This is a genomic window from Corynebacterium sp. MSK073 (assembly GCF_030232085.1).
Classification (GTDB): domain Bacteria; phylum Actinomycetota; class Actinomycetes; order Mycobacteriales; family Mycobacteriaceae; genus Corynebacterium.
Map to the genome: position 1 here is coordinate 21726 of NZ_JASPIY010000005.1, position 11979 is coordinate 33704.

Sequence of the window (11979 nt, forward strand, 5' to 3'; positions counted from 1 at the left end):
AATTTGGCGCTTTATGCTTCCCTTTCTCAGGAACGGGGCGATGGTATTGAAAATAGATCGAGAGTCTAGATCATCCTCCGGCTGGTCCAAGAGCAGTGGCCAAGGAGAATCGTCGTCTCCAAGAAGTACAGTTAACGCAAATAGTGCACGCTTGCCGGCCGTCATAGTCGTAGGCTTGAACCCCCCAATTGTATCTCCCTCAAAGTTACTACCAAACCGCGGCACAGGGATAAGGGCCTCACAGAACTCTGGGAATAAGTCATCTCGTCCTCGTTACTTTGCTGCAACTTTCGCATCGCCAGCAAAGATCTTACTAGCAACTTTAGATACAACTTCCTCTGTAAATTGCAGACCATCTAATTCAGCGAGCAGGTTTTTAAACTCCTTATCCTGCCCTCGTTCGAGGAAAAAATCCTTAAAGTTATCAAGTTCCCGGGTATCGCGACCACTTTCTACAAAGTTTAGATAAGAAGACTCATTTTCTTCTAGTGAAATCTCTTGCTCGAATTCACGTTGCAAATTTGCAAAACTTTCTACCCACTCAGCATATTTTTTAACCAGTGAATCGAGCTCTTCATTCACTCTTCTTTCAACAGCGTCAAGCTCATCGAGAAATTTCTTGTGTTTATCGCACTGCGTTTTAGCAGTGTCATACCTTTGCTTTGCGTCGGCCAGGCGAGAGCCTCGAACTTCGGTAAAAGCATATGCCCGCTTCTTAACGTCCTCACGATTGATGTAGGCAGATAGATTATCCTGGATTTTGGAGGCATTACGATTACCCTCTATCAAAAGACGTCTAACTTCCGCATTAACGGAATAAACCGCATCCGCTAACACCGGCTCTACCTGCGTGTAAAGCCACTGCAGGTACGTATCACTATCAGTGTTCTCGAAAAGAGTAGCCCAGACAGTTTCAACGTCTAGGCGCTCTAGCAATGCCTCCACAGAACCCGCACTGTTCCGCAGAGCCTTCGCCGATTGCTCGATTTCTGTGTGGAGTTCTACTATCTCCAGAGCTGCTTGCCCCTCCGGGTTCTCGCTTCCCGCTGTGATTTCTTTGAGAGCTCTTTGGGCCTCGGCAAATTCGTTTTGTAGTGCGTTTTCGTCGCCAGCTTCCCTGATTTTCTGACGCAGTGTTTCCCGTTCAATGCTGTCCAATCGAAAGCGTTTTGCTGATTCTCGGATCCCAGCCTTGCATTGAGAGTATTCGTTGAGTATTTTTTCATAAATACTTTTAGCGGAGGGGTTTTGAGATATTTGTTTTTCTATCAATTTGTCAGTATTGCGACGGTCCCCAGAGGAAAGTTGGAAGAGGAAATTCTGGGGAACATAGTGAACCATTCTGGTTCCTTGCAAATCAGAGGATGATGAGATAGTCCCATCTTCCCACTCCACTTTCACATCTAAATTACTGAGAGCATCTTGCCACCGATGACCTTCAGCGGGTCCGAAATCGTCGAGAGACTTTTCTGGGACCGCAGCCTGCTGCGCCGCTAGCGTTTTATCTGCGTCGACGGCGTAGGCAGTATGGGCAAGAAGGGTTGATTTACCTGAACTGCGGGGGCCAATGATCGAGTTCAACCCTGGATTAAACTCCACATCGGGCATGTATTGGTCATTACCGAAGGATACTTTCCGGATTACGTGCTCCGGCCGTTTCAACCCTGGCATTCTTGGACTAATCTCTAGACGCGATTCTGGTTCAACAACAGTTTGCTGTAAGACACTGAAGTCTCTGAGACCACGCACCCATGTGTAAGCGCCGTCGTCGGGAAAAGCAGCTAGTCGGTCAAAGCTATGCGCGTCCGATCCCCGAAAAACGGCCATAGGCCGACCAATCCGCACTCCGAGCTCTTCATTTGGACTTAAAGACTTCTTCTTGCCTTTCGCTCCCGACACTGCAGCCCAGTCAATTGACCTGATAGATCTGAGATCGTTCGCATTCCCGAACAGCGCGTCTGCGAACTGAGCAACATTCTTGGCTACGCTCCGGTAGCGGCCGGAATTACCAGTTTTCAGCTCGGGATCGTACAACCCATCACCGCGGACTGGAACTACCACGAAGTAGGAATCTTCACGTGATGGGAAAGCCCCCTCAAGTTCCTCCTTTAGCGTGTCAAGAGACACTGTTACGTCACTGTATTCACTACGGGGAATGTCCCCGAGCCGCTGGCCGTTGCATTTCAATCGGCTCAGCATCGCGGAAATGGCTTCAACTTTTACCTGGTCAGAAAATATTAGGTGCAAATTAATGTGCCCGCGACCAGCGTCTTCCGTAAGGCGCAACTCGACGTTTGGGAACACCCTTTTTTGTTGCTTCCTCAATTCACTGGAGTAAATCTCAAAGTTGTCCACAGAGAAGTAGTCAGTCAACCCGATGATATCTAGATCGGACTCAGCTAACTTCTTTAAAAACTGCTCTTGGACAGCTTCATCTTTCTCTTTTTGCCCAAGAAAACTCGCGTCTTTCTTTGTTTCCACGCCCCGCGTTTCTAATAGCTGAGCTCTGCTAACCGCGTCTAGTTTGTACTGGTCGTTCATCGCCGTTTTAGGCACATGGATATGCAGGTCAGTTTTCAGCCATTCAGTTCCCTTAGCCATCATTTCACTTTCCACTTCTAGACAGGACGACTTGCGCCAGACTAACTCAAAATCCGGTGATCATTATATTTATATAGCTTTTCCCGAAGGGCGCGGACGTCGCCGACTCCACCGTCGACGAACGCGTGCCCCTCAGCAACGGCTTCGGGGGCACTTCATCAGCGTCGAGCTTGAGGTCACTGTCCCCGGCGCGGCCAAGGAGACCGCGCAAGTGCTCACCGACGCCCCCCCACGAGACCTACCCTTTCTCCAAGGCAGGCGCGGCAACATCGACGTGAGCGTGATCGTAGCGGAAGACTCGACCCCGCCTCAGGCTGTCCGCGGGCGGAAGTAAAAACTTTTTCACGAGAGTGAGCGCATCGCGCTCGTTCTCCCTGGAAAAGCCACCAAGCCTATTCTTCCTCTTCCCTCTTTCTGGCCTGTCTGCGCGCACGCCTTCTAGCGCGTCTTGCTTTGCGGATATCGACGACCCAACGCGGAACAAAAGGCCACGGAAGCGGAACCCCACCTGTAAATCCAACGACTCCGATGAGGAGAGCTGCCATGAGCGCAACCTTCAGCACCGTGCCAACAAACTCGGGAGGGTTAGCACCATCGACCAAGCCTGCGATACCGCCAACACCCAAAACTAGCGTGCTATAAGGATAATAGAAGAGCACGCCATCACTTGCTGCACCTTCCCAGGCGGGTTCGTCGTACCACTTTTCTGATCTGGGATTCCTCCGCACATACCGGATGTAGTAGGTCCAGTAAAGCACCATGATAAGCACCAACCCGGCGCATACGAGCAGCTCAGCAATGTCGCCGTCCATAAAATAGGCCTCCCGTGGCTGCTGGTTGCGGTATGTAATCAAACGCTACCAGCGTCTGCTGGGGTAAGGCAGGAGACGAAACCAACTTATAGATACGTACAAGCACTCCAACCAAGGACAATGAATAAGACCGGCCACTCGTGATGCTTGAAGCCTTGCGACCTTTAGGCTCCTTCTCTTTAACGTAACCGGTTTCGGCAACATCCGCGCCACGCACGCACCCCCGGCCTTCGCCTTACTCACCAGCGGGTCCTTTGCCACCGCCTTGCTTGCCGACGCCCCACCTAACCACCCCATCCCCGCGTGGTACAGCCCAACGCCGATGAATCAGAACTGCACAACTTCAGCGAGGCATCGATGCCACTGAACGCCCCGGACCACACCCACCGCTGCCTACACGAGCGCTACGGCACCGCCGCACGCGAGGCACTAGCGCTGCGGGAGCCCATTAGGGCTGGAGCATGATGAGCGGACGCTTGGCGACGTCCTCCTCTCACCGCACTACCCCAATCCTGAAATCGAGGTTGCCCTTCTTTCCGCGCCTTCGCTCGGTTCCCTAAAGAAGTCCCATTCGCAATGCTTCACGGTTGGGGTTGCCTGCAAATCGTGGACAGGTAGTGGAGCTACCTAATGGTTAGGCAGCTATTTCTTGTCTGCTGGTGGTTAGAGCAATGCGGCTCTCAAAATCAACAGGACTAACCATCGCGAGTGCGGAGTGCCGGCGTCGGCAGTTGTAGACGACTTCAATCCAGTAAGCAACGGCCTTGCGTGCGGCATCACGGGTTGGCCAGCGCTCACGGTCGTAGAATTCAGTTTTAAGCGTCGACCAGAACGACTCGGCCATCGCGTTATCGAAGCACACATAAGTAACGCCCTACGGGCTGAGCAATGCCCAGGCTGCGGCAAACCTTCCAGAGCTTCTCGCTGGTGAATTGGGTTCCGCGGTCAACATGAAACACCAGCCCATCAGGAATGCCACCGCGGAAGTGTAGGTGCCATTCGCAGGGCCTGTTCGATTAGGTATGTATCTTGAACGCTATCCATAGCTCATCCCAGTACTCTGCGGGAATGGCCATCGCAGACTGCGCACAAGTACAACCAGCTTTCAGAAGTGCGCAGGTAGGTAATATCCGACATCCACACTCGGTTGAGCTCACCAGTATCAAACATGCGCTTGACCAGGTCAGGAAGCGTGGACTTACGCTTGGCTTGAATCGTAGTCACCGGGACAAAGGCACGCGGTGAAATCCCCTCAATACCCATCATGCGCATCCGTTTAGCCACAGTCTTACGGTTAAGCGCAATGTGGTAGCGCTCGGCAAGTTCTGCGGTGACCCGCGGAGCACCATAAACCTCATCGGAGTCCGACCAAATCTGATGAATCTTACGATCGACATCATCGTAGAATGCTGCACGATAATCTTCGCCGGATAGCCGCTTCTGCTGCGTATGGGACCATTTGTAGTATCCAGACCGAGACACTTTTAAAAGCCGTGCCATACGTTTGATGCTGTAGTTCGCCTTCTCTCGCTGCATTAGTTCGAACTTTTCGGCTCGCGTTGCATTAAAGCGAAGAAGGCTGTCCCTTAAGCCAAAAATTCGTTATCCATCTTCGCCTCAGCCAGCTCACGGCGCAGACGAGCATTCTCAGCACGAAGATCAGACTCACTCATCCCATCTGATGCTCCTCGGCGTTCGCGCTCATTTTTTACCCACCGGCCTAAAAGCCCGGCGAAAACACCGATCTCCTTAGCCACATGAGCAATCGGGCACCGCGACTCGATTACCAAGTTCGCAGCTCCACGCCGGTAATCCGGCGTGTACTTCTTGCGCTGTTGACTCACAATGAACATCCTCTCCTACGGGCACAAAATCCGCACAAATAGGGCGTCCACTAAACGAGGGTAACCTCACGGTATTCGAAAAATGTGGCACGCTATGAACCACGAAGGCTTTCATATTGGCCGCGATAAGACTACCCGGTTGATGAAGCTAGCAGGTGTTTCCGGCCGAGACATGGACGACATCCGATAACAACGGTAAGCCCAAAGACACCTGATAGTCGCCCAGACCTAGTACAGCGAACCTTTCGTGCACACGCACCGGGCGGTCTTTGGGTTGCCGATATTACCTATGTTCGTACTTCGTCGGGGTTCGCCTACACCGCATCTTTCGTGGATGTATTCAGTCGGCAAATTGTTGGTCTTGCCACGTGCTCTATGCTGCGCACTGATGCGTTGCCGATGGAGGCTTTAGAGCACGCTTTAACCAGTGTTGGAAGAATCCATGGCGACCAGTTGATTCACCACAGCGATCGGGGCAGTCAGTACGTGTCGTTGAAATATTCTACGGCTTTAGCTGAGTCTGGAATTCACCCGAGTGTGGGAACGGGCCTGGCCCCGAGCCACCATGCGCGCACTAGATGCAGTCGACGCAGAATACGAAGTGATTGACATCAGCGTAGACGAGGTCGCTGCCGAAAAGCTCAAGAATGCTGGCTACACCTCTACCCCCGTTCTAGAACAAGATGGAGAATTTTTGTGGTCAGGTTTCCACGCCGAAGACACTAAAACCTAGCCGCGTAGAGCCCGTTTTAGTTGTCAAATTGTTGTCACAAAACAGGTCGGCGTAAATTAGCACCTGGTCAAACCCTTAACAACCGTGAGTTAGTGTGAGTTCGAGTCTCACCAGAGGCACATTTCAACCCCGCTTCCTTCCGGATAAATATCCACGGAGGAAGCGGGGTTTCGTCATGCCACCTTGTTTATCTTGCTGCTGCCTAGATTGTGCGTATATCCTTCCGCGAATTGCATATTTACACAACGCTCGAGAAGCATAGCCGTTGCAAAATAACACGTTCTTCCCTCGAGACTTTAAGCACAAGCCCATCTCATATAAGGTAGATAACCGTTAAAGTAATGAAAGATATGCAGACTTAAACCACCGCGGGCGATGGTGCACCACGCCGTTCGGTCTTGAGCCACGAGTTTTTGGCACCCCGAGTGGCCCGTCAACCGCAGTCATGTCTTATACCCAGGTAGATTTTTAATTTATGCACTATATTTTGAACGCCATTCGTGGCGCCCTCATCGGTATGGCCGAGCTGGTTCCCGGCATCTCCGGCGGAACCGTCGCCCTCATCGTGGGGATTTATGAGCGCGCCGTCCGCAATGCCAATGACCTCATTTCCGGCAACTTTAAAAAGGTCGAGTGGTCCTTTCTGGGCTCTGTCGCCGTCGGCATGCTGATCGCCGTCTTTGGCTTTTCCACGCTCCTATCCAACTTCGTCGACAACAACGTCTCTGCCTCCAGCGCACTCTTTTTAGGCATGGTGGTCATCTCCATCATCGTTCCGCTATCCATGTTGTCCAAGGCTGAGCGCACCGCCCCCTCCTCCATCATCGCGTTTATCGCTGCTGCGGTCGTAATTTTCATCGTCACGGGCTTTACCTCCGAGCCGCAGAATGACCCGAGCCTCATCGTGGTCTTCTTTGCGGCAGCGATTGCTGTATGCGCGCTAATCCTGCCGGGCATTTCCGGTTCGCTCATTTTGCTAACTATGGGGCTGTACCAGCCGATCATCGGCGCGGTATCAGACCGCGAGTTGGGCACCATGGGTGTTTTTGCATTAGGCGCCCTGTGCGGACTCGCCGCCTTCATCAAGTTGCTCAACTATTTGCTCAGCAGCCACCGCGCCCCCACCTTGGCCGCGATGGCGGGCTTCATGCTGGGCTCCCTGCGCGCCTTGTGGCCGTGGGGTGCAGACCAGGATGCCTCTTCGGGCGCCATCATCGGATACTTCATCCTCGGTGCCATTATCGTGTCCGTCTTCATCTACGTAGACCGCAGGAACGCGCGTGCCATTGGGGAAAGGACGGCGGAATATTAATGCCCTGGGCGATTAATCATCGACCACTCACGGCTGTCGTTATGGCGTGCGTACTCCCCTTGAGCGCGTGCGTGGTCAACGAGGAGGATTCGACTCCAGAGGGCTGGGAGGAACCACAGACCAGCGAGGTTCCCGAGATCGCCGCGATGTACCACGACGATGACGGCGTGCTGACGGCGGGAACGAACCCGCCCTATGCCCCGTTTCAGCTCAAGGACTCCCACGGAGATCTGCAGGGCGTAGAGCTCGACCTTGCCCGCGCCGTAGCCGGGGTGCTGGGTCTGAAATTCCAGGCCCTGGAGCAAGACTTCTCCATGATCCTGCCGGCGGTACAGTCCGGCCAGATAGACATGGGAGCCTCCGGGTTTACGGATACGGCCGATCGCCGCGATGAGTTCGACTTCGTGGATCACCTCTATGCGGGCATCCAGTGGGCAGAGCTTGTCGATGGCCCCAATATGGTCGATCCCCAAAACCCTTGCGGTTTGACCGTCGCCGTGCAGCGCACCACCGTGTCCGAGACCGACGATGTACGCCCCAAGCAAGAGGCCTGCGACGGCGATCTCACCGTCTTGTCCTATGACACTGGGGATAACGCCGCGCTCGCCGTCCTGATGGGCCGCGCCGATGCCCTATCCGCAGACTCGCCGGTAACGGCTTGGGCGGTCAATCGCTCCGAGGGAAAGATGCGCGCAGTGGGCGATATGTTCCAGGCCTCTCCTTATGGCTTCGCGGTTCCGAAGGACTCGGACTTGGGCAAGGCCTCGGCTGCAGCCCTCCAGCATCTTATCGATACCGGTGAGTACGCGGAGATCTTGGCCCGCTGGGGAATTGAGGATGGATTAGTAGACCAGGCGATGATTAATGAAAGGCCCATCAATGGTTAACGAGCACAAAGACACAGCCGGCCCTACGGCACAGCAGGAGGCACCCGCCAAGGTTGAAGCCCGGCCTCTGCGCCACCCCTGGCGGTGGATTTTTGCCGCTGTACTGTTGATCCTCGGCCTGTGGTTTGTCATAGCCTCCGCGCGCAACGAGGCCTTTGGGTGGGATACGTACTTCCAGTATCTCTTTGACCGGCGCATCGCCATCGCCTCCCTGCATACGATTGCGATCACCATCTTGTCCATGATCATTGGCGTGGTAGGCGGCGCCATCCTCGCCGTGATGCGCATGTCGCCCAATCCCATCCTGCGTGCCATTTCCTGGATCTTCTTGTGGATTTTTCGCGGCACCCCGATTTATGTCCAGCTGGTTTTCTGGGGCTTGCTCTCCGCGATTTACCAGTCCATCAACTTGGGCTTTGCAGAGGTTTCCCTGCAAAGCGTGTTGACCAATGCCTTCTTCTTGGCGGTCATGGGCTTGGGACTCAATGAGGCCGCCTATATGGCCGAAATCGTGCGCTCGGGCATTTCCTCGGTGCCGGAAGGACAAAAGGAAGCCTCCAAGGCCCTCGGCATGTCTTGGTGGATGACCATGCGGCGCACCGTATTGCCGCAGGCGATGCGCATCATCATCCCGCCGACAGGCAATGAGTTCATTTCCCTGCTCAAGACCTCGTCACTGGTGGTGGCCATCCCCTATACCCACGAGATCTTCGGCCGCGCCACGGACATTTCCGCAGCCCTCTTCCAGCCCATTCCGCTCTTGATGGTCGCCGCCTCGTGGTACTTGGTCATTACTTCCCTGCTCATGGTGGGCCAGTATTTCCTCGAGCGCCACTTTGAGCGCGGCGCCACCCGCGAGCTCACCGGGCGCCAACTTGCCGCGCTTGCCGATGCCGAAGGTACTATCCCCCGCAACGTCTCCGTAATCCAGGAGGGTAAAAACTAATGACTACTCCCATGATTTCCGCCCAGAATGTGCACAAATCCTTCGGGCAATTCGAGGTGCTCAAGGGTATTGACTTAGAGGTCCAACCCGGCGAGGTTGCCTGCCTTTTAGGTCCTTCCGGTTCCGGTAAGTCGACCTTCCTGCGCTGCGTTAACCACCTGGATAAGGCCACGGCGGGCCGCCTTTATGTCGATGGTGAGCTCATTGGTTACCGCGAAAAGAATGGAATCCTCTACGAAATCAGTGAGAAGCAGGCTGCGCAGCAGCGCTCCGATATCGGCATGGTATTCCAGTCTTTTAACCTCTTCCCCCACCGCACGGTGATTGAAAACATCATTGAAGCACCGATGCAGGTTAAGAAGATGCCAGAGGATAAGGCCCGGAAGCGTGCCATGGAGCTATTAGATGAGGTGGGACTTGCGGCGAAGGCCGATAATTACCCGGTCCAGCTGTCCGGTGGCCAGCAGCAGCGCGTGGCCATTGCTCGCGCCGTGGCGATGGACCCCAAGCTCATGCTTTTCGATGAACCTACTTCCGCCCTCGATCCCGAGCTCGTCGGCGAGGTCCTTCGCGTGATGAAGGATCTCGCGGCCCAGGGCATGACCATGCTCGTGGTGACCCATGAGATGGGCTTTGCGCGCGAGGTCGCCGATAAAATTTTCTTCATGGACGGCGGCGTAGTCCTAGAGTCCGGTACCCCGGCTGAAGTGCTCGAAACCCCACAGCAGCCGCGCACCAAGGAGTTCTTATCCTCCCTGCTTTAGGTGGGCTTCGCGCGGTGCCGGCCGCGCCCTAGGAACCGTAGGTGACGATGCCGCGAATCAGTGCACTGAGTGCACCGAGGCTTGCTACCGATAGCGACAGTGCGCGCGCGATATTCCTGGAGACTACATGCGCGATGCGCGTGCCCAGCCAGATGCCGATGAACATGCCGGCAATGCCTGCGGGCCAAATGATCCAGGGCAAGCCATCAAATGTCGCTGCACCGAGCGCCGTCTTGGTGATAACGGAAAAGAGCCCGCCCACCACAAAAATCGGCTGCAAGGTCGCTGTATACATGGCTTGCGGCCATTTGGCTGCCTGGGCGTAGACGGTAATGACCGGGCCTGCCACTCCCGCCAAAGTATTGGTAAATCCGCCAAGAATGCCCGCAGAAATGGCCGGGCCCTTGCCCTCCATCGGCGGGACGAACCTAGCGCCGTAGGTCACCACCGCCAAGGCGATAAGAAGCGCTGCACCCACCACTATCAATAGGCCTGCGGTATCGATCTTGCTAATCAACGCCGCGGCCGCCAGAGAACCGATAATCATCACGGGCGCGATGAGCCCGAACATTCTCCAGCTCACATTGCGGCGGACAGTCACCGTGGTCAGCAGCGCATTGACCGCCGCCAAGACGTTGATCACGAGGATGCCTTCTACTGGGCCCATCACCAACATAAGAATGGGCCCGCCGATGAGGCCAAGCCCCATGCCGGAGACGCGTTGCAGCGTGGATCCCGCAACAACGACGGCAAAAATAGTCAGCGCCAATATCATCGGCGGTATTTTTCTTTCACCGCTTGAACTACCGGATCCGGAAGCATCCCGGTGACCTCACCGCCGAATTGCGCGACCTGTTTGCACAGCGATGAGCTGATGTAGCCGTACTTTTCATCGGTAAGCAAAAAGACCGTATCGATGCCAGATAAACGCCGGTTCATCTGGGCCATCGGCAGTTCATATTCATAGTCCAGGGAAGAACGCAGCCCCTTGACCAAAACGTCGACGCCGTGCTGCGAGGTATAGTCCACGAGCAGGCCGGACCAGTAGTCCACGTTAATGCGCGCATCCACGCTTTGGCGGATGAGATCCATGCGCTCGTGCACGCTAAATAACCCGGAAGGCTTTTCTGGGTTGCCGGTAACGAGCACCGTAACCTCATCAAACATCTCGCTGGCACGCTCAAAAATATTCACGTGGCCAAGAGTGATGGGATCAAAAGAACCGGGACACACGGCTGTGGTCATACAATATCTCTTTCTCTAGTTATCTAAGGTGTCATCGGCATCGTCAGTACCGGGACGGGTATAGACTGCCATATCCATGCGCGCGATGCCGAAGGTACGCTTCTTTAATTTCTGCCCCGTCGGCGCAAACCCTTCTGGCCAGTCGGTCTCGGGCGATTCAACGTGGCGTTCAATGACCACCATCGCGTTATCCGTCAGCACAGGCTCTACTGCGGCGATGAGCCCGGGGACATCATCAAACGCATAAGGCGGATCGGCTAAAACCAGATCAAAGTAGCCGCGCGGGGCGCTGGCCAAGTACGTTGATACCTTCCGTTCCTCCACGCGGGCACCAGGATGCTTCACCACGCCAATGTTGTGCTTGATGATGGAGACCGCCGCAGGGTTGGACTCCACCAGCACTGCCTCGTCTGCCCCACGGCTTAATGCCTCCAAGCCCAAGGCGCCGGAACCAGCGAATAGGTCAAGCACCTTGGAGCCTGGGAACCCCCAGCGGGCATTCAACGAGGAAAAGAGGCCTTCCCTCGCGCGATCGGCGGTCGGGCGGGTTCCCTCTGCCGGAACTTTAATCGTGCGCCCCCGTGCTTCGCCTGCAATAATCCGCGTCATTTACGCTTCTCCAATCTCCATAATTAAGTCTCCGCCAATAACATCGCTAAAATCCGCCACCGCAATGCGCGAAATCGTCCCTGGACCAGGGGACACGACCGGCGATTCCAGCTTCGTTGCCTCAACGGTAGCGAGCTCCTGACCAGTGCTAATTTTCTCGCCTACATCGACATGGCAGCGAGCGATGCCCGCGAAGGGGGCGTAGATTTTCATACCTATAGCCTAT

Annotated in this window: 12 protein-coding genes and 2 pseudogenes; 7 read left to right on the forward strand and 7 right to left on the reverse strand. The window is 54.9% G+C overall.

Going from position 1 to position 11979, the window contains the following annotated elements; translation table 11 throughout:
* Nucleotides 1-273 precede the first annotated feature (273 nt).
* Nucleotides 274-2604 carry a coiled-coil domain-containing protein gene (locus tag QP970_RS04470; protein WP_284869726.1) on the reverse strand — a complete coding sequence of 777 codons (2331 nt, stop codon included), beginning with the start codon at nucleotides 2602-2604 and terminating at the stop codon, nucleotides 274-276.
* 389 nt (nucleotides 2605-2993) lie between these two features.
* Entirely contained in the window at nucleotides 2994-3455 is a 462-nt protein-coding gene (locus QP970_RS04475) for a hypothetical protein (RefSeq protein ID WP_284869727.1), read from the reverse strand.
* 261 nt (nucleotides 3456-3716) lie between these two features.
* On the opposite strand from QP970_RS04475, the gene QP970_RS04480 reads away from it, so the two are divergent.
* Nucleotides 3717-3878 carry a hypothetical protein gene (locus tag QP970_RS04480; protein ID WP_284869728.1) on the forward strand — a complete coding sequence of 54 codons (162 nt, stop codon included), beginning with the start codon at nucleotides 3717-3719 and terminating at the stop codon, nucleotides 3876-3878.
* A gap of 169 nt (nucleotides 3879-4047) precedes the next feature.
* Here the strand turns inward: QP970_RS04480 and QP970_RS04485 are convergent.
* A pseudogene (locus tag QP970_RS04485) lies at nucleotides 4048-5266 on the reverse strand (IS3 family transposase).
* Nucleotides 5267-5324: 58 nt separating this feature from the next.
* Here QP970_RS04485 and QP970_RS04490 point away from each other — a divergent pair.
* The 6 genes and pseudogenes from QP970_RS04490 to QP970_RS04515 form a co-directional block, all read left to right on the forward strand.
* Nucleotides 5325-5803: pseudogene (locus QP970_RS04490) on the forward strand (DDE-type integrase/transposase/recombinase); the annotation flags it as partial.
* A 19-nt stretch (nucleotides 5804-5822) separates the two neighbouring features.
* Complete coding sequence (locus QP970_RS04495; RefSeq protein WP_284869729.1) at nucleotides 5823-5990, forward strand: glutaredoxin family protein; 168 nt, start codon at nucleotides 5823-5825, stop codon at nucleotides 5988-5990.
* Nucleotides 5991-6465: 475 nt separating this feature from the next.
* On the forward strand, nucleotides 6466-7302 hold the full coding sequence (locus QP970_RS04500) for a DUF368 domain-containing protein (RefSeq protein WP_239267614.1): 837 nt from the start codon (nucleotides 6466-6468) through the stop codon (nucleotides 7300-7302).
* Complete coding sequence (locus QP970_RS04505; RefSeq protein WP_239267616.1) at nucleotides 7302-8189, forward strand: ABC transporter substrate-binding protein; 888 nt, start codon at nucleotides 7302-7304, stop codon at nucleotides 8187-8189. Before QP970_RS04500 ends, QP970_RS04505 begins: the two co-directional genes overlap by 1 nt.
* The gene (locus QP970_RS04510; protein ID WP_239267978.1) at nucleotides 8182-9135 is read left to right on the forward strand and encodes an amino acid ABC transporter permease; all 954 of its coding nucleotides are present in this window, start codon (nucleotides 8182-8184) and stop codon (nucleotides 9133-9135) included. The genes QP970_RS04505 and QP970_RS04510 overlap by 8 nt, the downstream gene beginning before the upstream one ends.
* Entirely contained in the window at nucleotides 9135-9899 is a 765-nt protein-coding gene (locus tag QP970_RS04515; protein WP_284869730.1) for an amino acid ABC transporter ATP-binding protein, read from the forward strand. The genes QP970_RS04510 and QP970_RS04515 overlap by 1 nt, the downstream gene beginning before the upstream one ends.
* Before the next feature lie 28 nt (nucleotides 9900-9927).
* Here the strand turns inward: QP970_RS04515 and QP970_RS04520 are convergent, their stop codons facing one another.
* From QP970_RS04520 to QP970_RS04535, 4 genes are read right to left on the reverse strand one after another with little or no spacing between them, the layout of a single operon-like run.
* Nucleotides 9928-10674 carry a sulfite exporter TauE/SafE family protein gene (locus QP970_RS04520; protein ID WP_239267618.1) on the reverse strand — a complete coding sequence of 249 codons (747 nt, stop codon included), beginning with the start codon at nucleotides 10672-10674 and terminating at the stop codon, nucleotides 9928-9930.
* On the reverse strand, nucleotides 10671-11144 hold the full coding sequence (coaD, locus tag QP970_RS04525; protein ID WP_023031110.1) for a pantetheine-phosphate adenylyltransferase: 474 nt from the start codon (nucleotides 11142-11144) through the stop codon (nucleotides 10671-10673). The genes QP970_RS04520 and coaD overlap by 4 nt, the downstream gene beginning before the upstream one ends.
* 15 nt (nucleotides 11145-11159) lie before the next feature.
* Nucleotides 11160-11753 (reverse strand): 16S rRNA (guanine(966)-N(2))-methyltransferase RsmD, encoded by a 594-nt coding sequence (gene rsmD, locus QP970_RS04530; protein ID WP_239267620.1) that lies wholly within the window; start codon nucleotides 11751-11753, stop codon nucleotides 11160-11162.
* The gene (locus tag QP970_RS04535; RefSeq protein ID WP_239267622.1) at nucleotides 11754-11966 is read right to left on the reverse strand and encodes an acyl-CoA carboxylase biotin carboxyl carrier protein subunit; all 213 of its coding nucleotides are present in this window, start codon (nucleotides 11964-11966) and stop codon (nucleotides 11754-11756) included. It lies immediately after the preceding gene.
* Nucleotides 11967-11979: the final 13 nt, after the last annotated feature.